At 41.8% G+C, this 23,489-nt stretch carries 25 protein-coding genes; 14 read left to right on the top strand and 11 right to left on the bottom strand.

Features of this window, described 5'->3' with window-relative positions; translation table 11 throughout:
* Nucleotides 1–348: 348 nt before the first annotated feature.
* The 7 genes from ispF to N0824_RS04250 all read left to right on the top strand — a co-directional run bounded on the left by ispF (nt 349) and on the right by N0824_RS04250 (nt 5,449).
* A complete protein-coding gene (gene ispF / locus N0824_RS04280; RefSeq protein ID WP_108935839.1) occupies nt 349–828 on the top strand; it encodes a 2-C-methyl-D-erythritol 2,4-cyclodiphosphate synthase in 480 nt (159 codons plus the stop codon).
* 41 nt (nt 829–869) lie between these two features.
* Nucleotides 870–1,097 carry a DUF2281 domain-containing protein gene (locus tag N0824_RS04275; protein ID WP_002800430.1) on the top strand — a complete coding sequence of 76 codons (228 nt, stop codon included), beginning with the start codon at nt 870–872 and terminating at the stop codon, nt 1,095–1,097.
* Complete coding sequence (locus tag N0824_RS04270; RefSeq protein ID WP_108935838.1) at nt 1,097–1,483, top strand: type II toxin-antitoxin system VapC family toxin; 387 nt, start codon at nt 1,097–1,099, stop codon at nt 1,481–1,483. The genes N0824_RS04275 and N0824_RS04270 overlap by 1 nt, the downstream gene beginning before the upstream one ends.
* A 92-nt stretch (nt 1,484–1,575) precedes the next feature.
* Complete coding sequence (gene argS / locus N0824_RS04265) at nt 1,576–3,333, top strand: arginine--tRNA ligase (RefSeq protein ID WP_108935837.1); 1,758 nt, start codon at nt 1,576–1,578, stop codon at nt 3,331–3,333.
* 678 nt (nt 3,334–4,011) lie between these two features.
* Nucleotides 4,012–4,404 (top strand): Mo-dependent nitrogenase C-terminal domain-containing protein, encoded by a 393-nt coding sequence (locus tag N0824_RS04260; RefSeq protein WP_046662375.1) that lies wholly within the window; start codon nt 4,012–4,014, stop codon nt 4,402–4,404.
* Nucleotides 4,405–4,434: 30 nt separating this feature from the next.
* A complete protein-coding gene (locus N0824_RS04255; protein ID WP_108935836.1) occupies nt 4,435–5,193 on the top strand; it encodes a hypothetical protein in 759 nt (252 codons plus the stop codon).
* A 4-nt stretch (nt 5,194–5,197) separates the two neighbouring features.
* Complete coding sequence (locus N0824_RS04250; RefSeq protein WP_108935835.1) at nt 5,198–5,449, top strand: hypothetical protein; 252 nt, start codon at nt 5,198–5,200, stop codon at nt 5,447–5,449.
* A gap of 42 nt (nt 5,450–5,491) precedes the next feature.
* Here N0824_RS04250 and N0824_RS04245 read toward each other — a convergent pair whose 3' ends face one another.
* The 5 genes from N0824_RS04245 to N0824_RS04230 form a co-directional block, all read right to left on the bottom strand.
* The gene (locus tag N0824_RS04245; protein ID WP_108935834.1) at nt 5,492–5,899 is read right to left on the bottom strand and encodes a hypothetical protein; all 408 of its coding nucleotides are present in this window, start codon (nt 5,897–5,899) and stop codon (nt 5,492–5,494) included.
* Nucleotides 5,899–7,839: an AAA family ATPase gene (locus N0824_RS04240; RefSeq protein ID WP_108935833.1), complete on the bottom strand. Its 1,941-nt coding sequence runs from the start codon at nt 7,837–7,839 to the stop codon at nt 5,899–5,901. Before N0824_RS04240 ends, N0824_RS04245 begins: the two co-directional genes overlap by 1 nt.
* Nucleotides 7,840–8,027: 188 nt before the next feature.
* Complete coding sequence (locus N0824_RS20875; RefSeq protein ID WP_199224876.1) at nt 8,028–8,198, bottom strand: hypothetical protein; 171 nt, start codon at nt 8,196–8,198, stop codon at nt 8,028–8,030.
* Nucleotides 8,199–8,422: 224 nt separating this feature from the next.
* Entirely contained in the window at nt 8,423–8,686 is a 264-nt protein-coding gene (locus tag N0824_RS20870; protein ID WP_233256352.1) for a helicase-related protein, read from the bottom strand.
* A 98-nt stretch (nt 8,687–8,784) separates the two neighbouring features.
* Nucleotides 8,785–9,111: a hypothetical protein gene (locus N0824_RS04230; protein WP_108935832.1), complete on the bottom strand. Its 327-nt coding sequence runs from the start codon at nt 9,109–9,111 to the stop codon at nt 8,785–8,787.
* Nucleotides 9,112–9,239: 128 nt separating this feature from the next.
* Between N0824_RS04230 and N0824_RS04225 the strand changes: the two genes are divergently transcribed.
* The 6 genes from N0824_RS04225 (at nt 9,240) to N0824_RS04200 (ending at nt 15,122) form a co-directional block, all read left to right on the top strand.
* Nucleotides 9,240–9,941, top strand: a complete 702-nt coding sequence (locus tag N0824_RS04225) for a 16S rRNA (uracil(1498)-N(3))-methyltransferase (RefSeq protein ID WP_002775274.1) — start codon at nt 9,240–9,242, stop codon at nt 9,939–9,941.
* Nucleotides 9,942–10,106: 165 nt separating this feature from the next.
* Entirely contained in the window at nt 10,107–10,736 is a 630-nt protein-coding gene (locus N0824_RS04220; RefSeq protein WP_108935831.1) for a DUF6391 domain-containing protein, read from the top strand.
* A gap of 78 nt (nt 10,737–10,814) precedes the next feature.
* On the top strand, nt 10,815–11,048 hold the full coding sequence (locus N0824_RS04215; protein ID WP_108935830.1) for a photosystem I reaction center subunit IV: 234 nt from the start codon (nt 10,815–10,817) through the stop codon (nt 11,046–11,048).
* 398 nt (nt 11,049–11,446) lie between these two features.
* Nucleotides 11,447–12,835 carry an aspartate aminotransferase family protein gene (locus tag N0824_RS04210; protein WP_108935829.1) on the top strand — a complete coding sequence of 463 codons (1,389 nt, stop codon included), beginning with the start codon at nt 11,447–11,449 and terminating at the stop codon, nt 12,833–12,835.
* Nucleotides 12,836–12,840: 5 nt separating this feature from the next.
* The gene (locus N0824_RS04205) at nt 12,841–13,938 is read left to right on the top strand and encodes a sulfotransferase (protein ID WP_108935828.1); all 1,098 of its coding nucleotides are present in this window, start codon (nt 12,841–12,843) and stop codon (nt 13,936–13,938) included.
* A 188-nt stretch (nt 13,939–14,126) separates the two neighbouring features.
* Nucleotides 14,127–15,122 (top strand): lysylphosphatidylglycerol synthase transmembrane domain-containing protein, encoded by a 996-nt coding sequence (locus tag N0824_RS04200; protein WP_108935827.1) that lies wholly within the window; start codon nt 14,127–14,129, stop codon nt 15,120–15,122.
* A gap of 21 nt (nt 15,123–15,143) precedes the next feature.
* Here the strand turns inward: N0824_RS04200 and kaiC are convergent, their stop codons facing one another.
* The 3 genes from kaiC to N0824_RS04185 form a co-directional block, all read right to left on the bottom strand.
* Nucleotides 15,144–16,706: a circadian clock protein KaiC gene (gene kaiC / locus N0824_RS04195; RefSeq protein ID WP_108935826.1), complete on the bottom strand. Its 1,563-nt coding sequence runs from the start codon at nt 16,704–16,706 to the stop codon at nt 15,144–15,146.
* A gap of 193 nt (nt 16,707–16,899) precedes the next feature.
* Entirely contained in the window at nt 16,900–17,214 is a 315-nt protein-coding gene (gene kaiB, locus N0824_RS04190) for a circadian clock protein KaiB (protein ID WP_002733742.1), read from the bottom strand.
* Nucleotides 17,215–17,271: 57 nt separating this feature from the next.
* Entirely contained in the window at nt 17,272–18,201 is a 930-nt protein-coding gene (locus N0824_RS04185) for a circadian clock protein KaiA (RefSeq protein ID WP_108935825.1), read from the bottom strand.
* Nucleotides 18,202–18,478: 277 nt separating this feature from the next.
* On the opposite strand from N0824_RS04185, the gene N0824_RS04180 reads away from it, so the two are divergent.
* On the top strand, nt 18,479–20,854 hold the full coding sequence (locus N0824_RS04180; protein ID WP_108935824.1) for a hybrid sensor histidine kinase/response regulator: 2,376 nt from the start codon (nt 18,479–18,481) through the stop codon (nt 20,852–20,854).
* A 269-nt stretch (nt 20,855–21,123) separates the two neighbouring features.
* Here the strand turns inward: N0824_RS04180 and N0824_RS04175 are convergent, their stop codons facing one another.
* The 3 genes from N0824_RS04175 to N0824_RS04165 all read right to left on the bottom strand — a co-directional run bounded on the left by N0824_RS04175 (nt 21,124) and on the right by N0824_RS04165 (nt 23,486).
* The gene (locus tag N0824_RS04175; protein WP_108935823.1) at nt 21,124–21,420 is read right to left on the bottom strand and encodes a helix-turn-helix domain-containing protein; all 297 of its coding nucleotides are present in this window, start codon (nt 21,418–21,420) and stop codon (nt 21,124–21,126) included.
* Complete coding sequence (locus N0824_RS04170) at nt 21,413–21,805, bottom strand: type II toxin-antitoxin system RelE/ParE family toxin (RefSeq protein WP_002775262.1); 393 nt, start codon at nt 21,803–21,805, stop codon at nt 21,413–21,415. The genes N0824_RS04175 and N0824_RS04170 overlap by 8 nt, the downstream gene beginning before the upstream one ends.
* A 265-nt stretch (nt 21,806–22,070) precedes the next feature.
* The gene (locus N0824_RS04165; protein ID WP_233256351.1) at nt 22,071–23,486 is read right to left on the bottom strand and encodes a caspase family protein; all 1,416 of its coding nucleotides are present in this window, start codon (nt 23,484–23,486) and stop codon (nt 22,071–22,073) included.
* Nucleotides 23,487–23,489 lie beyond the last annotated feature (3 nt).

Below are 23,489 nucleotides of genomic sequence, written 5' to 3'. Positions count from 1 at the left end.
TTGTATGGGAAAATGAATCAAAACTTGGTAAGTAAAATCCGTAACTGCCAGCAAGGCAGTGAAAAACATAGTCACAAGTGTTATCATAAGTAAGTAGGATAAAATTAACTTTTTGGTTAGGATAGGCAAAAGGCAAGAGGCAAAAGGCAAGAGGTGGTTAGATATGTGTAATTAATTGTGTTTAGTTAGTTCTTACCTAATATCTTCTCAATCTGATAGAATAAATGGCTATCCTTTGCGGTAATCGGCAGTGGATAGTCAGAAGTTAGGAGATTATCCCCAAGAAAATTCTACCGCAATTTGGGTGCATCTCACATTTGCAGAAACACCGACAATGAGGACTGCTCTATGAATATTCGTATTGGTAACGGCTACGATATCCACCGATTGGTAACAGGAAGACCTTTAATTTTAGGAGGAGTAGAAATTGCCCATACTGTCGGTTTATTGGGTCACAGTGATGCCGATGTCTTAACCCACGCTATTATGGATGCCATGCTGGGAGCGCTTAGTTTAGGCGATATCGGTCATTATTTTCCCCCCACAGACCCACAATGGCAAGGGGCGAATAGTTTAAAATTATTAGAACAAGTTAATCAATTAATTATCGATAAAGGTTGGCAGATTAATAATATTGATTCGGTAATTGTTGCCGAAAAACCGAAAATGAAACCCCACCTTAATGCGATGCGAGCCAAGTTAGCAGCAACTCTCAACATTAATCCGGAACAGGTGGGAATTAAAGCCACTACTAACGAACAATTAGGACCGGTAGGACGAGAAGAAGGTATCGCAGTTTATGCCGTGGTTTTATTGGTTAAGGAATAAGTAATTAGTAAAAATTTGCTGAGATTAAGTATCCAGAACTTATGAATATAGACACAAAAATCTTAGAAACTGTCGAAACAATGCCAGAGTTCTTAAAAATAGAGCTGCTTCACTATGCTGAATATTTGATGGCCAATTATCAATCAGATGCTATTATAGAGAAACCTTCTCTTAGAAAACGTCGTTCAGGAATTTTACAAGGTACATTTACCTTACCTTTGTCTGATGATTTTGATGAGTCTTTGGAAGATTTTCAGGAATATATGTGATGACATCTTTTCTTCTGGACACTCACACTTTCATCTGGTTAACTGAAAACGATCCTAACTTACCTAATAATCTTCGGGAGGAAATTGATTTTGCTCCCGAAGTTTATGTCAGTATTGTTAGTCTCTGGGAAATCGCGATTAAGTTAAATTTAGGTAAGTTAGCCCTACAAAAAAGTTATGAAACCATTGAAACTAAACTAGAAGCATCAGATATAACCTTACTGTCTATATCATTTTCTGATACTCTAAAAATTTGTACTTTACCCTTGCATCACCGTGATCCATTTGATAGAATGCTAATTGCTCAGTCTCTAAACAGATCACTAATTCTAATTAGTAAAGATAGTAAATTTGATGCTTATAATGTACCAAGAAAATGGACATAATACCCCGTCCGGCTCAATTCTATTCAAGATGAGAGCAAGATAAATTTTCTAATTACCCATAGATTTCTAACATTCATTGCTAAATTCTCTCTATGACTGCCATTATCCAACAAATAAAAGAACGTTTTTCCCAATCCCTAGTTAAATCCTTTGGGGAAAACTTCGCCGCTACCGATCCCCTAATTGTGGCCGCTAGTAACCCCCGTTTTGGCGATTATCAATGTAATATTTCCCTCTCTTTAGCCAAAGAATTAAAACAAAAACCCCGGGAAGTGGCGGCGACTTTACTAAAAAATCTAGAGATAGATGATCTCTGTCAAACCCCCGAAATTGCCGGACCCGGTTTTATCAATCTTACCCTGAAACCAGGTTATCTAGAAACCCAATTAAAAGACCTAATTACTGACAACCGTTTAGGAGTTGCCGCTGCTAACCCCAGTCAAAAAATTATTGTCGATTTTTCCAGTCCCAATATTGCCAAAGAAATGCACGTTGGCCACTTGCGATCGACTATAATTGGTGATTGTATTGCTCGGATTTTGGAATTTCGTCATCATCAAGTAATTCGTCTTAATCACGTCGGGGATTGGGGGACTCAATTCGGGATGTTAATCACCTATCTACAAGAAGCTTATCCTAGTGCTTTAACCCAAGCAGATGCTCTGGATTTAGGGGATTTAGTTAGCTTTTATAAAAAGGCCAAAATTCGTTTTGATGAAGACGAAAACTTTAAAGAAACTGCCCGTCAAGCCGTAGTAAAATTACAGTCAGGTGATCCTCAAAGTCGTCAAGCATGGCAGTTACTTTGTCAACAATCACGACGGGAATTTCAGAAAATCTATGATATTCTCGATATAAAACTAACCGAAAGGGGGGAATCTTTTTATAATCCCTACCTTGAGACAGTAATCAGAGAATTAGATCAACAGGGATTGCTAACAGAAGACAACGGCGCTTTATGCGTCTTTCTCGATGGTTTTACCAACAAAGAGGGGGATCCTTTGCCCCTAATTGTCAAGAAATCCGACGGCGGTTATAATTACGCTACCACCGATTTAGCGGCAATTTGTTATCGAGTGCGTCAAGATAAAGCCGAAAGAATAATTTATGTTACCGATGCTGGACAAGCTAACCATTTTGCCCAAGTATTTCAGGTGGCTAAAAAAGCGGGATTTTTACCCGATAATGTGGCAGTGGTTCACGTCGCTTTTGGATTAGTTTTAGGGGAAGATGGTAAAAAATTAAAAACTCGTTCCGGGGAGACGGTAAAATTACAAGAATTACTCGATCAAGCGATCGCCTTTTCCCTAGCTGACTTAGAAAAAAGACTGGCAAGCGAGGAAAGAGAAGAAACTGGCGATTTTATCGCTAATACTGCTGAAACTGTCGGATTAAGTGCCGTTAAATACGCCGATCTCAGCCAAAATCGCAATAGTAACTATGTTTTCAGTTACGACAAAATGCTCAATCTGCAAGGCAACACCGCCCCCTATATGCTGTACGCTTACGCTAGGGTTCAGAGTATCAGTCGCGAAGGTGGTATTAATTTTCAGGATTTAAGTGCCAATTCACCGCTAATTCTCAAGGATGAAAGCGAATTAATTCTGGCTAAACAATTACTGCAACTGCCGGAAGTAATTAGTGCAGTGGAAGAGGATTTATTACCCAATCGTCTATGTGATTATCTTTACGAACTCAGTAAAAAGTATAATCGTTTCTACGAGAATTGTCCCGTTCTGAAAGCAGCAGAACCAATTAAAACCTCTCGTTTAGTCTTGTGTGATTTAACGGCAAGAACCCTAAAATTAGGCTTATCTCTCTTGGGAATTCCCATTTTGGAAAGAATGTAAATCAGTAATCAGTTATCAGTTATCAGTTATCAGTTGACAGCAAAAAACTACCCAATTCAGGTTCTTCCGAACTTACACTGTAGAAAATTCCTCAAGCTCCCGCTCTGCCCAGCAATGCTCTAAAGTTGATAAATATCAATCTGACAAAAACTCAAAGCTTTATTATACAAGCTTTACAAGCATGAGTTGTTGATAGTTTTACATGACAGGTTCGGTAGAGCCCCAATTCATAATTCATAATTCATAATTGATAATTCATAATTGATAATTCCCACACCCCACCCCTTAGATTGCGTATCTTTGACAAAACTGGGTGCTATTTTATACCCAGAAAAACTGTACTATGCTGACGTGAAAAAACCTGACTTTTTGCTAACCTAGAAATAGCTCTAATCAGAGCCAATATCTTTGGGGGAAGCTTAGAGATTAATCTAGTTAAACTGACTCATGACGTTATCTTATTGTCGTCTGTTGCCTATTAGCTTTCAGGTGATAACTCGGAGACAGGGAATTAGTACAAAAGTTCAAATTTCCTCTCCGCAGCCCCAGCGTTCCTGTGTAGTCTTAACGAGTAATTTTATCCCAGAGATGTTATCGTTAAAGCGGTCAAATGTCCGAACGTCCTAGAGGATTTTCGGGAAAGAGCATTTGCCCTCCCGTAATCTCAGATAGAACCTTATGAGTCAATCAATTGAAGATAAAGCTATGGCCGATGCTGATGTATCAGATTATACCACAAATAAAATAATTTTGTCTAATTGGATCGCCCCTTGGTCGAAAGGCAATCGGAAAAACCTGTCACCGCAACCAAAATGGGATTTATGGCAACCCCTGCGGCAACGAATTGACCGACTAGAGATTAATACACCTGAACTAGCTCATCGGATTTGTCGTCTAATTCCGGCTCAATGTCCCTTTGCGCGGAAAATTACCCTATTTAGCTGGACAATTCTAGAGATTCCGCCCCTTTGCAAGCTAAATCCCCTCTACGAAAACCTGATGATGTTAAGATTTCGCGCTCTTTCTTACCTTGCCGATGAATGTGGAGAGGATATCGGTGCTTACTGCTAAAATGAGTGAGTGTCTTTAATCGCCACACCTATGGCCATCATCGCTCTGAAAGCTTGGTATCTGGACAAATACGAACCTATCCGCGAGGTTGTCAAACGTCCCCACGACTTGCGCTTAAGTCGCAATAGTCTTTTAAAATCGGGTTTAAGAGCCGATTTTCTCGATGATAGTCTGACAATACAGGGTTCTGTCTGGTTCCAACGCTATCTAGAAGGGGAAAGGGTGGAATTTTACCTCGAAGGTAGTGGCGGTTACGTCATCTCGAATATTGACCTGATTTCCCAAGAAATTTACTTTACTAAACAGGACCTCAGCACTTGGCTGGATCCCGTCATTTATTTTAGCTCCCAAAGCCAATTTAAGGACTCTAGCACCGCTTTAAAAACAGTTTTGACCGAAACCGTCGAAAATCTCAATAAACGCTCCCGTTTGCCCTTAACCGTGGAAGAAACGCCCCGAACTGAGGGCAATGTCACCCGGTTGAGTGATAGTCAATTACGCAAAATTCGCAAAAGTTTATTATTTATTGCCGATGCTACGGCGATTAGCCAAAAGGAAACGGAATTACTGCCTAGTCCCCTAGTGGGTGTAGAATTAGGTTATGCGATCGCTTGTAAACAGGGCGGACAAATTCTGCTAACCTATCAAAATCGGGCGGAATTAAAGGGTAAACTAGCTTTTGACCTGCCAAGCTACCAAAAATTAATTTTCTCGGATCTTAGCGAATTGCGTCTGACTTTCCCGCCTTTAATGGCAACTTTATTACAAAAATTCCATCTGATTAGTTAAAAAAATGAGTAGAAAGGCTGACGAATACGCAGTACATTTGTTCTTAAGCAGTGGACATCGCGAGGAAGTCCGTTTTTTGACTATCCAAGAATTTCAAAAGTGGTATAGTAACGAATTAGTTCCGAAAGCCGATTCCAGGGATTTTATCAATGTTCCGATCAGAAATATCCAAGGGGAATATATGGTTTTGCGTCCAGCTAGTATCGTTGCTATTCGCGTGGAACCCGTCTTTTTTGGTAGTGTGGAAAGAGTCTAATTTGTCGTCATCCTTAAAAAAGATAGTTAGATAGGGAGAATTTTAGAGATTATTGATGATTTTCTCAATATCAGCTTGGATTTGATTGCTGACTTTGCCTTGCCAGCGTTCTTTTAATTCCCTTAATCCCACTTCTGCGTATTGACATATCTTATCTAAAACTTCTTTGCCATCGCTGGGTTGAGGATAGGAATTCTTTTTACAGATAATATAAATTCCGGCAGTTAAAGCTAAAATAACTTCCGGATCGATTTGGCTAATAGCAATTAAATCCTGTCGATTGCTCAGATTGATTCCGTAGATACTGAAGTCTTGTTTAATGGCAAAAGCAGCGGCGAATAAATAGGCATCTACCATGCGCTCAAAGGTTTTATTATCTTTTAGTACCTGTAGATAATTTCTGGAAGTTTCCGAGGCATAAATCTTCAAACTGGAATCGATTCTCTGCATTAGTAACTCTCCATCACTTCAATCACGGAAGCATCTTCATCGGCAGCCAAACGGTGTATTTTAAAAATATCAGTAGTGTGGGGAAGCAAGAGATTTAAAAGTGGATCGGGAAGATCGCGATCCGTGGCTAAAATAATCACTTGGGAGTTTAAATTAGGGAGAGAGTTAATAATATTTTTTTGATGTTCTTTGTCTAAATGGCCAAAAGGTGTATCCATAATTAGGGGAACACAAGTATCGGTTATTTGATTTAAACCAGTGATAAAAGCAAAAGCTAAAGCTTCCTTTTCTCCCGCACTTAAGACATCGGGATTTAATAATTTTCCCGTGAGGGTACGGATTCCTAAAGTGTATTCGGGAGTAATTTCTACTCCTCTATATTCCTCTGGTTTGTTGGTTACTTGTAAATAGCGATCGCTGGTTACTTGATTAATCATTTTTTGGGAATTATCGATATTCCATTCGATTAATTCGTTAGTGGCATTTTTTAAACCTCTGGCCATTTTAACCTGATTAGATAACATCAGTGTGGTTTGATTTTCACTAGCTAAAATTTCCACTTCTTTGCGTAAATGTTCTAATTGCTTTTCTTTGATTTCAATGTCCTTTTGCAAGCGTTCGATCCTTTCTTCAATCTCCTTAACTTTTCGTTCCGATTCGTCAACTTTTCGCCAAATATCCCTTACCGAGTCTTGATTTATTCCCGTGGTTTCCTGTTTTAGCTGTTTAATATGTTGATTAATTTCTTCGATTTCTTCTTCTAAAATATCTCTCTGTAAAAGCAATTGACTATAATTGCTAAATTTGGCATTATCTCGGATAATTCCCTGTAAATCAATTCTAAGTTGGTCTTTTTCTATTCTGGTGGCGTTGTCCACTTCTAAGGACTCTAGTTCGGCAATTTGTTGCAGGATAAAGTCACGAGAATTTTGATCTAAACAACGACCACATAGACAGCTTTCGTCGTCAAGTATTGCTTTTAAAACTGCTGTAGAATTAGTTTTATAGGTGCTTTTTAAGCTAGTAACTTGCAAATCGTCAGCCATTTCCTGTACAAAGTTAATCAGCAAAGGTATCGAAGCTTTTTTTAACCAAGAATCGATAGACTTTTGCAGGTTATCTAACTGAGTTTGTAAACCGATACGCTTTTTCTCTAATTCATGAATTTCTTCTATTTTTTCTCGTAAACTTTCAATCTGAGCGGCCTTTTCTTGAGCATCATGATGAATAATTATAGCATTTTTTTCCTCATCTTTGGCATTTTTAAGCTGACCTTGTTGAAAAGCAATTTCTTTTTCTAATTCTCGCAATTCTTGCAGCTTATCTTTAAAAATTTGACTGGTTCCCTCTGCTTTATTTAAACGTTTTTCTAATTCTTGTAAGGCTTTTTCTGTATCATCGCGCAGATTTCTTAATTCCGGGATACCCAAAACTTTTTCAATCGCTTCTTTTGCTTCTTTAGTTTGAGTTATCTGGGTATATTGTTCAATTTTTAAGCCATCAAAACAGAAAAAATCTCGAATAGATTTAGGAAGCAATGCTTCGATATATTCCCTAGAGTTACTTCTCATGGTTCCATCTTCATAAAATAAGGCTTCCTCTACGCTGGGATAAGAAGTGCTACCATTAACGTTTAATTTCGCTGTGCGACTGATAAAGTAATTTTTCTCGTTTCTAGTAAAATTTAATTCCACCCGCATTTCTATTACTGGTGAAGAATCATCCTTACCTCGATAAAAATAGGTTTTCAGAGTCTCTTTAGATACAATATCTACCCCATAGAGACACCATAAAATCCCTGTCATCAGAGAAGTTTTACCGTGGCCATTATTACCGAAGATAATCTGAATTTTTCTGTCGGGATGCAGGTTAAAAGTAATATTTTGACTAGGGTAACATTTCCAATTAGTTAAGCGAATTTGTTTCAGTCTCAAAGTCATAATAACTCTTGTAAAAATCAAAAATTTTGTGGTTGTTTAGGAGTCAGTAGCCAGTAGTCAGTAATCAGAAGAATTAAGAATGAATAATAATCAATTAAATGGTTTATTTAGAGATTTTATGCAACTTAATATTTAATTGTGTCGTTTTTAAACTACCAAAAATAAATTAGGCAAGATAACTATAGAATTTATGATTGTGGGGAGTCGGTATATTTTTCGATAAGTTTGACAATTTTAGCTGATAGCTGCCGATTTTTTAGAGTAATTTTTTCTACTTCTAAAGCCATGGCTTCCTTGAGCAGTTGGGGAGGTATCTCATATTTTTGGGCCAGTTCTTCAATTTTAGCAGTTATATCCATGGATTTTCTGGGGGTTAGGGAGTGGAGATTGTCAAGTCTTAATGCTTATTTGCCAAGAGATACCTTGATGAGGATAAATTTTATAACAGGTCTGAGTAGGTGAGGCCATAGTAACTTAATTCTTGGACGAATCTCTTAATAACTGTAGCTTGAATGCTGCCTGCCCGGGCAAAATCAATAACTCGTCTGATATCCGATACAATTAATTGTACATCACCATCCCCTCAAGGAGGAAAGACATCGATTAAAGTCCCTTTTTTTGCCGCTGCTGCCGGGAGAATTCTGCCGCGACGTTGAATAAATTGACGAGGAGAAGCATCAGCAGCGAGGATAATTCCCTGACTGACTTGTGGGATATCAACTCCCTCATCGAGACATTTTACTGCCACTAATGCGTCAAGATTTCCCGAAGATAACTGTGATAATAACATAACTCGATCGCTGTCTAAGGAACTATAGCGATCAACTCTTTTTCCCTGACGTGCCAATCGGGTACTAATCTAAACAAGGTAGATAAAAATCGGCAATGAGATTATGGCGATCACTACGGTATTCTTCTAATAGGTCTAATTGTTGTAGTGGCAATTTAAATTCCTCCTCGATCTCGTTTTAGATCATAAATAACTTTTTCATAACACCAGCTTTTACTGCGTTGGGGATTTCTCAATCTAATACTTAAAAGCAATCGACTCGCTAAAGCTTTATCTCCATTCACGAGGGTTAAAAGTTCTCTTTCTAAGTAGAAAAGTTGCTGCTGACTGATTGGCAAATTTTGACGATTATTTTTAGAAGTAGCTCTTTTCGGTTTAGTGGGGGATAAAGATACGGTATCGACTAACCACCAGATAGCTACAGCTAACCCCAACAACAGCACTCCCATAAAAGAGTATAAAACGATGCCTAGTAAATTCATTAATCAATTCCCGTATTTCTTAATGATCAAGGTTTTAGGCTAATCTACCCTATACAAAAACACCATAAAAGCTACAATAGATAGCTGACAGTGATTCTGAACACAATAGTAATATAGACTAAACCGCCTTGTATTATCGTCTTCTTCTTGATTTTAATACCCTAGAAAACGGATTAATTGCCCTGACACCCGAACAAAGTCATTATCTTAAAAAAGTTGTTCGTTTAAAATCCCATGACCGTTTTATTGCCCTAAATGGACAAGGACAAGCGTGGTTAGCAGAAATAATTGATAATTCGGCCCATCTTTTAGAAGCGATAAACGAAACTAGCGAACTACCAGTACAAGTGAATTTAATGGTAGCAATTCCCAAAAATGGCTTTGATGATATCGTTCGCGCTGCCACCGAATTAGGAGTTTATCGGATTATCCCGCTGCTGACAGAACGCGGTTTAGTTAATCCTAGTCCTCAAAAAATTGACCGTTGGCGAAAAATTGCCCGGGAAGCTGTAGAACAATCAGAAAGACAGATTATTCCCATTATCGAAGAACCACAGCCATTTTTAGCCATCCTTAAGCGGGGAGCTAACCCACAGACAACTTGTTATATTGGTGTTACCCGTAGAACAGTGGCCCCGCTACTTTCTCAATTGCAAACATCAACCGAGATAACCATGGCCATTGGACCGGAAGGGGGATGGACGGAGGCAGAAATAGAACAAGCGATCGCCGCTAATTTTCTACCTGTATCACTGGGAAAACGGATTTTGAGAACAATTACCGCTCCCTTAGTGGCTCTTGCTATCATTAACGCCTATTTAGACAGCTAATTGACTATAGTTTTTATGACCAAGACCAGCAATCGAGATAACTGGAATCATTTCGCTTCTTACCTAAAGCAAAAACTAGCAGCAGTTCCCCAGTGGTCAGATTTTCCCCTTTTTGTCGAATAGCACCCTCATCTTCCCCGAAAAAACTCCCCCTAGCGCAACTTTATGACCCCTAGTAGCCCTTCTAACCCCTCTTTTGACTGGTTTAACCCCTCGCCCCAGCAAGACAGCGATTTACTGGCACAAATCGGCTTTATCCCCGGTTTCAAAGAATTTCTCACCCTGCGACAGGTTCACGCCTTGGAACACGCCACCGTCTGGGTATTAAGTGAAATGGCTGCCCGTCGTCAATCGTCTTTTGACCATTCCCCCGCGGATAACGAGGCCCTGGGGGGACTGTCCACCGATAGGGGTTTTTATCTCTACGGACAGGTTAATACAAATGAGCTACAAATTGCAGCCAGACAGGCACTCCATCGTCTCAAAAATGGCGAGGGGCAATTGGCATTACATCCGCGTTGTGGCACCAATTTATCGGTAACTTTAGCCTTAACCGCAGGCTTCGTCTTAGGAACTCATCTTCTCTTACCCAGAGGTCTGATTTCTCAGTTATTAGGCCTAGGTTTAGCCACCGCCACCGCTTTTCAAATCGGGCCGGATGTGGGAATGTCGGCCCAAAAATACCTGACTACGGCCATTCCCTTTAACTTAACAATCGTTAACATTGCACCAAAGGCAGACCTATGGGGACGTTCGGGGCATTTCGTCCAAACAGAGTGGCAAGATTTGCAATAAAACTTAAAGTAAAAACCCTTTCGGCAAACTCGCTCTGATTGTACCCTGTTAACTAAACCCTAAAAAAAAACAACACCTATGCCTGGAATCGAACGCGGAGCCAAAGTTAGAATCAAACGTAAAGAGTCTTACTGGTACAACGATGTAGGAACCGTAGCCAGTGTTGATAAAAGTGGTATTCTCTATCCCGTTATCGTCCGTTTTGATACTGTTAACTACAACGGTTTTAGTGGTAGCGCCGGTGGACTGAATACCAATAACTTCGCTGAAAGTGAATTGGAACTCGTTAAGGCTGCCCCCGCTAAGAAATAAAGCTGACTAAAATTCAGCCTATCATCACCGACTGACTGACAGGAATTCTCTCTTGTTGGTCGGTTTTTTTATAGTTGTCAGTTATCAGTTATCAGTTATCAGTTATCAGTTATCAGTTATCAGTTATCAGTAATCAGTTTACTGATATTACATTTTGGGCGCACGCGATGCGCCCCAACCATATAAAAACTGACTAATAAATTATCTCAAAGTCGCTTGAACCTTTAGCCAACAAGAGTTAATTAGTTTAATTATCCTAGATAAGTTCTTAAATACTTGACAAAATATATCAAATAATTTATAGTATTAGATAACCCAAAATCATGATAATGTGCTATCAACATAATCGGGTTTGAGGGGTTTAAAAATTAGTTTTTCAGTCATCAAATCTGGAATTTATGAGCATTTTAGAACTGATAGAAAAAAGACTAGAAGAAAACTTTGCCCTCCACGAACAATACCTAAACCCCCAGATGGTTAGGGTACTAAAAACGATCGGCTACGATCGCCACTACGTTAAAGCTGAAGGTCCGTACCTATTCGACAATCACGGGGAAAAGTATCTGGACTTACTGAGTGGTTTTGGTGTTTTCGCTCTCGGACGCAATCACCCCAAGATTGTCCAAGCGTTACAAGAGGTATTGACGGCAGCATTGCCCAATTTAGTCCAATTGGATGCTTCCATCCTAGCGGGATTGCTGGCGGAACGGTTAGCAGCGATCGCCCCTCCCGGATTAGAACGAGTTTTCTTTGCTAATTCCGGCACAGAAACCGTCGAGGCCGCCATTAAATTCAGCCGCTACGCCACCGGACGCAGCCAAATTGTTTACTGTCAGGGAGGCTACCACGGGTTAACCATGGGTTCCCTTTCCGCCACCGGCGATCCCCATTATCGTGAGGGATTTGGGCCTTTTGTCGCCGATTTTAAGGAAATTCCCTTCGGCGATCTAGCTGCGCTCGAAAAAGCTCTAATTAACCAAGACGTAGCGGCTTTTATTACCGAACCGATCCAAGGTCACGGGGTGAGAATTCCCGAACCGAACTATCTCCCGGCGGCGGCGGCCCTCTGTCGTCGTTACGGCACTCTTTTTGTGGCCGATGAAGTGCAGACCGGTTTGGGCCGGACTGGCAAAATTTGGGCAGTGGAACATTGGGGGGTAGAACCGGACATTTTATGTGTTGCCAAGGCTCTTTCGGGCGGTTTTGTGCCAGTGGGAGCGGTTCTCTGTCGTCGCTGGATCTTCGATCGAGTATTCGATCGCATGGATCGTTCTGTGGTTCACGGTAGCACTTTTGGTAAAAATAATCTGGCCATGGCCGCCGGTATTGCCACTTTACAGGTGATTGAGGAGGAAAAATTAGTCGAGCGATCGGCTGCAATCGGTCAACAAATTATCGCAGAACTACAGCCCCTCGTAGATCAGTACGAATGTTTGCAGGAAGTGCGGGGATTGGGTATGATGATCGCCTTGGAATTTGCCGAGCCGAGCAGTTGGTCACTAAAAGCCGCCTGGAAAATGCTAGAAACCGCCAATAAAGGGCTATTTTCCCAGTTAATCGTCGTTCCCCTCTTTACCCGCCATCAAATCCTCTCCCAGGTTTCCGGCCACGGCATGAATATCATCAAGTTTATCCCTCCCCTCACCCTCTCCGATGAGGATTGCCGTTGGCTTGTCACCGCCGTTAAAGATGTGGTCGCTGATGCACACCGCTTCCCTGGGGCCGCTTGGGAATTCGGTAAAACCTTGGCCAGCCAAGCTATTCGCCAAAAAACCGCCAAAAAATAGTTAATATGTCCAGTTTGTTTCATCCCCTCTGCGGTAGTAACCTTAGTACCCTATTACGTTTATTTTTGACCAATGGCGGCATTGATCGCCCCAATTTGGCCCCGGCAACCCTGGCGCTGGCAGTTACCCTGGCGCGACTGCCTTTTTCTACCCTAGAACGAATTTTGATGACAGGGTTTTATGAGCGCCGCGTGCAGGTAAAAGCACCCATTTTTATTGTCGGCTACTGGCGCAGCGGCACGACCCATCTGCACAATTTACTCGGTCAATCGGAGCATTTTGGCTATATTTCGCCCCTAGCGGTGGGATTACCCTGGGATATCCTCGGTATCGTCCGCTTATTTCAACCGCTGCTAGAATTGGCCCTACCTAGCGATCGCCATGTGGATAACGTTGCTGTTACTCCCAATTCACCCCAAGAAGACTCGATCGCCCTAGCCAGCATGATCCCCCTTTCCTACTACCATGGTTTATACTTCCCCCAACGTTTTCAGTATCATTTTGATCGAGGGGTTTTTTTTCAAGGCTGCAGCGAGAAAGAAATCGCCACATGGCAACGTTGGCATACTCATCTATTAAAAAAAGTTTCCATCCATCAAAAAGGCAAACAATTACTAATCAAAAACCCCGTTTATACGGCACACATCGCCAGATTGCGAGCTATCTGGCCCGATGCTAAATTTATTCATATCTACCGCAATCCCTATCTAGTTTTTCCCTCAACCCGCCACTTTTTTACCCGCATCCTACCGGAACTAGCACTACAATCCTACGATAATTTATCTATTGATATCATCGAGCAAGCGATTCTGAAAAGTTATCCCTTAATGCTCAATTCTCTCCTGGGAGATAGTGCCGATTTACCCGCCGATAGTTTTGTAGAAATTCGTTTTGAAGATTTAGAAAAAGAACCCCTAGCACAAATCGAAAAAATCTACGATCAACTGCAACTTCCCGACTTAAAAATATCTATGCCTCGCTTTGAGAAATATATCAGCAGTCTGCAAGGATATAAAAAAAATAATTATCCCCCAGAACCAAAAGCGATCGAGTTAGTCGAATCTCATTGGCTGCCATTTATTCAACGTTGGAATTATTTTTAGTTATCAGTTAAGTAGGTGGGTGGAATTAAATATAAAATGAACGTAGGTTGGGTTGAAGCATGAAACCCAACGCCCCCATGGGTTACGCTACCGCTAATCCATCCTACAAATAATTGTGCCTACCTACTTATCAGTTATCAGTCACAATTCATAATTCATAATTCATAATTCACAATTCATAATTTAATATGAAATATCTTAAATTTATCTTTCTGGGTTTAGGTTTTGTTTTACTAGGGGTAATTTTACGCCAAACAAATCTACAAGAAGTTTGGCAACAAATCACCCTAGTCGGTTGGTGGGGAATGACAGTAGTAATTATTTTTTATTTCCTAGAATTCCTCACCGATGTTTTTACTTGGCAACTAACTTTTAAAAGTATTCCTATCCAACCTAGATGGACAATTCGCCTATTATTAATTTACATGGTAGGGGCAGCCTTTAATCGCGTGACTCCCTTCGCTTCTTTGGGAGGAGAAGGTTTTAAAGCAGTGATGTTAAAAACTCACTATCAGATTAGCTATAAAGAAACCAGTGCCTCGATTATTTTGACCAAGACGTTAAATACTGCTTCCCTTGTCTTCTTTGCAATTATCGGTTTTTTTCTGCTCCTAGCTTCCCCAAAATTCTCCAATTCTTTTAAAACTTTTACCGGATTAAGTCTCGCTATATTCTCCAGTTGTATCCTGATATTTTTCTTGATTCAGCGATTCCGTTTATCCTCCCGAATAGTTAATCGATTAGGTCATTCTTTTTTAGGCGATCGCGTATCTAAACCTTTAGAAAATCTTCGTACTGTCGATGATCGTTTAGGAGAATTTTACCAGAATCTGCCCCTATTTAGAAATGGCTTGATCGTCGGTTTTCTCAATTGGCCCCTCGGAGTTTTAGAAATCTATGTTTTAATGCAGTTTCTCCAACATCCGATCAGTTTTGCTGATGCTTGGTTATTTGATTCTGTTGCCCAATTGGTACGCGCTGGAACCTTTTTTATTCCCGCTAATATCGGTACTTTAGAAGGTTCTTTAGTGCTGCTGGGTGCTTCCTTAACTGGTAGTCTAGAATTAGGTTTAGCGATTTCTCTAATTCGCCGGGTTAAAGATATTCTCTGGATTATATTAGGTTTATTGATCTGGTGGTTATTTTCCTTAAGACCGACTTTACCCGATCGCTCTCCAAAATAATCTCAATCAGTCAACTCCCGATTATTCATCCTGTAATTTTTCGCGTACATTGCGAACAATCCGCGATAATTCAGTCTTTTCATCGACGCTAATTTTAGTCGGAGAACCACTAATAATCCGCTCGTAATTGCGGAAAGAATCCTTGATATCCGCCCCATCCTGACTGATAGTATATTCACGAATCCCTTTATCGTGCCAAGAACCGCGCATCTTAAAGACGTTAATCGCTCGCGACATTTCGCCGCGAATTTCCACATACTGCAACATTAAAATCGTGTCGGTAATCGTAGAAATATGGGATTCAGTGATCGAGTGCGCTCCCATAAATTGGTCGGTGGTATTGGTGAAAAATCCCGTAATTTCCTCCTGTTTGGCGTATCCTGTCACCCCGATCACAAATTGCCGAAAAGCATTATTTGTCACCCCCCGCGCGAGCGCCGATAGAGAATCAATAGCAATACGAGAGGGTTTAAATTCCGAGATTTCCGACTTAATCATCTGTAAATGGTCTTCCAGTCCCGCCGATTCGGGGTAAGAACACAACAATTTTAATAATCCCTTGCGTTCCATCTCCTCAAAATCGATCCCCCAAGAAGAAGCATTTCGGGACAATTGAGCGCGAGATTCTTCATAAGCGAACAAAATCGCCCGCTCACCGCGCCTACAGCCTTCTTCCAGAAATTTACTGACTAAGAGAGTTTTACCCGTACCTGTTGCTCCTGTAGCCAAAATAATCGAATCCTTGAAAAAACCGCCCCCACACATATCATCGAGGGTTTTTACCCCCGAAGAAATGCGGACATTAGAGGAGCGCTGAGTTAAACGCATCGCACCGAGGGGGAAGATATTAATGCCATCATTGGTGATAGTAAAGGGATATTCCCCCTTCATGTGGGTTGTTCCCCGTAATTTGAGGATTTCTGCGGTTCTGCGTCGCCTTTCTCCCTCTAGCACGTTCCGCATAATTACGACATTATCAGAGACAAATTCCTCTACACCAAAACGGGCCACCGCTCCGTATTCTTCGATACGTTCCGTGGTCATAATTGAAGTCACTTCTAATAATTTTAACCGGGCCACGAGCCGAAAAATTTCTCGCCGCACCACTGACGCCGCTTCGTACTGCTGAAAAACGGCAGTTACAGAGTCAATTGATACCAGTTTGGCTTTATATTTGGTAATTGCGTATTGAATGCGCTCGATCAGGGCAGAAAGATCAAAACTCCCCACCACCTCTTGACCTTCCGGATCCGGAGAAGCATCGAGAATAAATAACTTACCCTGGTCAATTAATTCTTCTAAATCCCAACCAAAACTATAGGCATTTTGAATGATATCGGTGGGAGATTCTTCAAAAGTAACAAACAGGCCCGGATAGTCAAAATACTTGATCCCATGGTAGAGAAATTGCACAGCAAGCAGGGTTTTTCCCGTGCCAGAAGTGCCACTAACTAAGGTAGTTCTCCCCAGGGGTAAACCACCGTGAGTGATCTCATCAAAACCTTCAATTAGGGTTCTAATTTTGCGAACACCTTTGGGTTTAATCGGTGGATTCAATTGGTTATTAGAGTTAGATTGAGTCATTATTTATCCAGCGAATATTTAAAGAGTAGGATTTTTATCTAATTTTTCCACAGAAACATATCAGGCCTGACTAGACACTTTACACCATCTTGATGTCCATTGACTCTTGACTTTCCCATAGACGTACTAGATTACGCCCCGATCATTTCTCCTTCAATAAATATAACCCGTCTAATCACCTATTGCCGAAGGCCTAGCTATCATTTTCTCGTTCACGAATTTCCTCGTACAGTAAGTCTAAACCGATCAGAACCTTCTCTCGATCGGACAAATCACCGATAATTTTCCGCACTGGGGGAGGGAGGACTTTCGCGAGGGTAGGAGTGGCGAGAATCTTGTCTTCCTCCGCTAGTTGCGGGTTTTTCAGTACGTCAATCACCTTGAGTGCGTACACTCCCTGAAATTCCTCTTCTAGGATATTTTTCAGGGTTTTTAAGGCACGCACAGAGTTGGGGGTATTGCCGGCGACGTACAGTTTTAAAACATAGGTTTTTTTAAAGACGCTCATAGGTTAGAATCAAAAGGGCTGGGGATACGAGTTCATCGCTATTTATGGGGGGAGATTTTAATCTATTCCCAATAATAAATCATAAGGGATATCCTCGCGAGGTATGGAACGACGATACATTTCCCCCAAGTGAGCAAGGATATCAATAAGGGCGAGACGATAATCTAGGAGAATTTCCTCACTTCTGCCTTCTAATTTTAACTGTTGGGAAAATTCGTCCATTAACTCCATGTGAATTTCCAGAATTTGCGACACCGAGAGATCGGTAAAAAAGACATTATTAACCAACTCGTCGATCGCTTGATTAATCGGATAATCCTGTTGGAAGTAATTTAAAATAATCTCCCGATAATCTGCTCTTACTTCCCGCAGTAATTCTTTTTTTTCCTCTGGGGCAAGATTGCGATAGAATAGCTGCGGGTTGCGTTTGTAGTAAACACCTAAATAGCCGAGTCTTTCTTTTAATTTTTCTGCTAAACGGCGCTGTTGTAGGAGGAGAAAACTGTGATTATTGGCCACGGGATTCGGTTGGTTAACAATCGTAGTCCGCTCGAAAAAAGAGCAGTTAGGAGCTAAATGGAGAAATCTAGCGATCGCTTGGTCGATGACGGCGGTGATGCTGTCTAATTCCTTAACGGTGATTTGTAATTCGGCACTATGATAGAGACAGGTGGGAGAGTCATTCGTTCCGGCAGTGATGTTGTTGTCAGCGACAATGATCACTACTGGCAGTAAAATCCCCGCTTCGTAGAGTTGATTAAAAGTCGGCTGTAGGGAAGGATGAAAGACCACCAGCAAACAATCGATTTTTTCCTTCTGTGCCTCGATATTAGCCAGTAATTCGCTAGAAGAGGACTCCAGGGTTAGATTATACCGTTCATTAGCCAATAAAGCCGTCAAAGAATTAACCAGCCCCAGAGGTGAACTCGCCCCCGTTAAGGGTGAGTCCGTTGGGACAAAAGCATAAATAGTCAGTCTCGGAGGCAACGTTTTCTCACCCGCAAGGTAGATAGAAATTGACAAACAATAGGTTAGACTTTCTCTGTTGAGAAGACAACCCCCCCCGCCATCAGCTAAAGGAAGTTAAAGTTAACTTTGCTTTTTGGCAGTAGGTATCGTAGTTAATTGTAATCAATGGAGCGGTCGTCTAGATGAGCGAGCGTCATAATCAAGGTAAATTCAAGTTCTGGGACTACCAATAGTTTTGCCATCAGTTTGTTAATTATGCCCTAAAGTTACCGCCACCGCCCCCCCAATTATCCCCATGCCTAGCGTTACCCTCAGTCTCCATCACTTTAATCAATCCGTCACTACCTGTGAATTAATTATTGACAGGGCAAGTCTTTGCGATTTAATTAATACGGGCAATCCAGACGCGATCGTGGTGGTGGATGAGCGGTATTGTCCCCTAGGACTGATTGAGAGTCAAGCCCTGATCGCTTACCTCCTCTATCAACAACAGCACCCCGAAACCAGAAACCTCTCCTCCAATTGTCTGGATCTTAGCGGTTGGCTGCGCCCGATTATTCCTCTTAACTCGCGCATGGCCGTGAGTGAGTTTCTGGCTACCCTGACGGGGGAAGCGCTCGCCTTAGCCCCCATTTTAGTGGATGCTCAGGGCAAACTGTTAGGACGCTTAGACACGGGCAAACTTCTGCAATTTTGTCTCGGGCGCTCGATTCTCGATGATCCCCCTCCCCAGCCCCGCATCAGCGATCGCAATTTCCCCCCCCGCAGCGATCATCCTCTGGAATTTCTGGAACAATTACCGCTGCCGCTGCTGCTCTACAGTCCTGAAGCAGGGATTTTATACCAAAATCAGGCTTGGTGTCAACAAATAGGGGCGGCTTTCCCCGCTAATATCGATAACTCTTCCTTTGCTTTAGTTAATGACCCCTTAACCCTCCCATCCCCCACTCCCCCCCTGTTTCCCCAGTGTCTAGAAACGGTGACATCGGGTTTAACCAAGACTTGGCGACTGTTGTCCGTGCCGTTAAATTTAACGGATAATTATCCTTTGATCGAGAAAGCTTCAGAACTGTGGTTACTGTTAGCCACCGATATCACCGAACAACAGCAATATTGTCGGGAATTAGCGGTTAAAAATGCCGATTTAGTCCATTTAAATCGTCTTAAGGATGAATTTCTCGCCTGTGTCAGCCATGAGTTTAAATCGCCCCTCACCGCTGTTATCGGTCTCTCCAGTCTGCTGCGGGAACAAAAAATCGGTGAACTTAACCCCCGACAGTCCAAATATGCCGATTTAATCTATCGCAGCGGTCGCCAGTTGATGGCTTTAGTCAATGATCTCCTCGATTTAACCCGCCTAGAGACAGGACAACTACAATTAACTTTAACTAGAGTCAAAATCGATCGCCTCTGTCAACGGGTCTACGATATCATCGTCGATAAGTATCCCCAACGTCTCGATCTCCCCGGCAGCTATCGTCTTGATATCGAATCGGGATTAGATTACGCCCTGGCCGATGAAGCCCGTTTACAACAGATGTTAGTGCATTTGTTAGATAATGCGGTGAAATTTACCATTGATGGCGGTAATTTGGGCATTAAAGTTAATCGTTGGGAAAATTGGCTGGCTTTTACCGTCTGGGATACGGGAATCGGTATTCCGGAAGAATCCCAGCATCTCATTTTTCAGAAATTCCAACAGCTAGAAAGTCCTTTCACCCGTCACTTTGACGGTGCGGGTTTAGGTTTAGTCCTCAGCCAAAAATTAGCACGCTGTCACGGCGGTGATCTATCCTTTGTCTCCAAGGACCAGAAAGGTAGTCAATTTACTTTACTACTGCCGGTTCATCCCCAAGCAACAGAAGGGGAACAATCGACCCCCCAGCGTCTGGTGTTGGTGGTGGAAGCTAATCCCCAAGTGATCGAACAGTTTGTTGATCGCTTGAGTGAATTGGGATTAAAAGCCATTATCGCTCGTAGCGGCACTGAGGCGATCGAAAAAGCCCGTCAGTTAAAACCCCGTTGTGTTTTTCTCAATCCTAATCTACCCCTCTTGTCCGGTTGGGATGTGTTAACGCTGCTGAAATCCCATCCCCAAACCAAAGATATAAAAGTTATTGTCACCGCCGCCGATTCCGATCGCAACCGCAGTCAACAGCAAGGGGCCGATAGTTTTCTGGTTCCTCCGATCACCTCGGCAGCTCTGCAAGCTTGCCTGAATCTGACCGTTTCCCCCGTTCCTAGCCGAAAACGGCCCACTGCTCCGACTCTGCTGCGGTTACACGGTCATTATGCCCCCAATTTCTCCGATTTATCTTCCTTTAGCTGGATTTGGAATAATCAATTAGTTCGGGAAAATTATCGTTTTATCGAGGCCGATAGTTGCGAACAGGCGGAACTTTTAGCTACTGTCTGGGAGGTGGACGCTATCTTAATTGATAGTTCGATCGCAGAAGATTTATACTCTTATCTGCAAACCTTGAGCGAGTCGCAAACCCTAGCTAATTTACCCCTAGTCACCCTTGATGTGGCTGTCACCGAGGTGGCCAATCAAATCCCCGGTTTAGCCGTTTTTCCCTGTTTGGCCCCCCCAACGGAAAACCGCATCGAACAGCTATTAAAGGTGATCGAGACTGCTGATCTGGCTTTTTCTCGCCACAAAGAACAGTAAGGGCAAGTCAGGCAAGTCTTGGGAATAGAAGCAATGTCGATGCTCTAGCCCGATTTTCCCCAGAAGTTGTCGCTAAAGCGTAACTACAAACCTTAACTCAACCTAGAGATTATTAACTCAATTTTCTCAAAAAAATCGACCAGCCGTTAGGTGAGAAAAAGAGAATAACCGAGAACATTAACGCACCCTACAAATTAAGATGGTGCGTCACGGCGCGATCATAGTTTAATTATTAACAAATCTCCTTTAAATACGCGCAAACACGCACCCTACAAGCTACTAACAAGGATCATTTTGACTCGTTGATTAAGGGCAGTGGCAATTTTTTGTAGCATTATTAGGGGATTGTCTTGATAGTCAGCGTCTTCTAGATCTTCAATAACGGACTGCTCAACATGGATTAGGTCGGCTAGTTGTTGTTGAGTTAATCCAGCATTCATACGAGCGTCATAAATCAATTGTGCGATTTCTGAGTTGAGGGATTCTAGGGCAATTTGTTCTTTGATTGTGGGATCGTCTGCAATCATTTGGTGAATGATTTTTACGGCATCTGTGGTTTTAGGCATTGTTTATTTCTCCTTGATAAGTATGAAGTTCTGGATTTTGTTTAAATTGTGCTTTTCTTTGGATAATTCTCTCGATGTCTTGTGAGGGAACGGCGGAAGTTTTTTTGATAAGAGCATGACCAATAATTGCTATATTTTGACCATGATAAAAATAGAGGATTCGATATTGTATGGTTCCCTGTTTGGCTCTAAGCTCCCAGATATCATTTCTGAGATAATCGGCAGCAGGGCGGCGCAGTTCATGACCTTGTGCGGCAAGTTGTTCGATTTTGGTTATACATTTGGCAAATCCTTTTTTATCAGTTTTGAGTAATTTCTGAAGCCACTCAACAACGGGTGAGATGCCTTCTGCTTCTTGATAAAAGATGATTTTTGTCTTTGGCACGTTTCTTTTGAAATAGTATGCGATGAAAAATCAATAAATGCAATCAGGTGATGGTTATGGGTATCGAATTGCTGGATAGCTCATAACCTCGTTGAAAAGAATTATGCGATCGCCCCTTGTTTATCCCCTAAATTAAACTTAGAAATTCCGCGATAATAGACATCAACATCGTTAAGTATCGAGTTCCCCAAAAGCTGATGTTTCCGTGAGCAAAATCCCTAAAATTAGACTTGACAAAAGACCTGAGATCGTTATATCCTACAGGTTACAAGCTTTTGCATGAGAGAAGGATAAACACACCCCCATCAACCCTAACGATCCTAACAGCAAAGCCAAAAGGCAGGTACCCTTTGGGGGCTTCAGCACTATAGGTTACGTCAGATAGATACAACCAACTCCCTCCTTTTCTCCAGCCGACGCGATCGCCGAACTTGTTCCACACTTCCCCATTATACTCGCTCGTGCCACCGAGACTCTCATAGATTTCTTTCTGAACGCTGAAGCCGAATTTACCTTTACTAGCTGACACCCAAAGCTGGTCAATCATGCGTAAATCTTCACAGGAAAAGTTGTTAATATCTACATCTGTGAACCACCCTTCCTTTTCCCTCTTAGCAGCTTGAAGCATCGCCCTAGTTGTTTCCACATCTGCTTCTTTCCATTTCCCTGCTGCTAGTAGGTCTCGCAGGTTGGTATAATTCACTCCTGTTGACCTCGATATAAGAGTAGTTCCTGGCTTGCTGAGGACAGGTGAAGGGGTCGGTTTTGGCGTTGGTACAGCAGCAATAGATGGGCTAGGGTTAGGAACAGGTGGGCTAGTCACAATAGGAGAGGTTGTTTCAGTTTTTTGATTAAAAGCAAATTCTCCTATTAAAGAAGATGAAGTCCAAGGAACTTGATAATTATTAGTATTTTGGACAACATCAGAGCGTACTTTTCGCAGCATTGAATCCACTTCCATATTGGGAGTTTTAATATATTTCAATAAGTAGGAAGTAAATAATCCATTCCGTCCAGTACCATCACTAGCGACTTTTCCCGGTGCAGTGGCAAAAGCAATTAAAGTTCCTGATACTGCTTGTAATGGTGCTGTTAATCCCCTGCTAGATGAACGCCAAAATTTACGAAAAGGATTATCCCGACAAGCATCTAAAATCACAATATTAATTCGATTACCCGCATCTTCCATTCTGCCGAGTATTTTCCCCAAAGGCATTGACTCATACTCAACATCTTTTTTATATTTAATCTGAGCATTAACAGGAATAAGATAATTTTCTCCTTCTACCTCCATTCCATGACCTGCATAATAAAATAAACCGACATAACCTTGATTAATTCGAGTGGTAAACTGATCGAGAGCATCATCCATTTGTCGTTTAGAAGAATCCTTGAGCAAAATTACCTCAAAACCTAATTCCTTCAAAGCATTAGCCATATCTGTGGCATCATTAAGCGGCGTATCAAGCTTACCAACTTGGTAATTTGCATTACCAATTACTAGGGCGATCCGCCTCTGCTGTTGCTGCTGTTGTGTGTTTGGAAGATTTTGGGTAACAGCTTGATTGATGCCCTTAAATGGCAAAAATTTGCCTCGCTCAGGAGACATCCACATCGCAACACTTAGGATAGTTGTTGTGATGATTAAATAACCCAGAAGTTTAAGACGAGAGATAGACATAAT

The sequence above is a fragment of the Microcystis sp. 0824 genome (genome assembly GCF_003112475.1).
In the GTDB taxonomy this organism is placed as follows: Bacteria; Cyanobacteriota; Cyanobacteriia; order Cyanobacteriales; family Microcystaceae; genus Microcystis; species Microcystis aeruginosa_C.
Note: the sequence above shows the minus strand (reverse complement) of the source record. Positions and strands in the feature narration are given on the sequence as shown.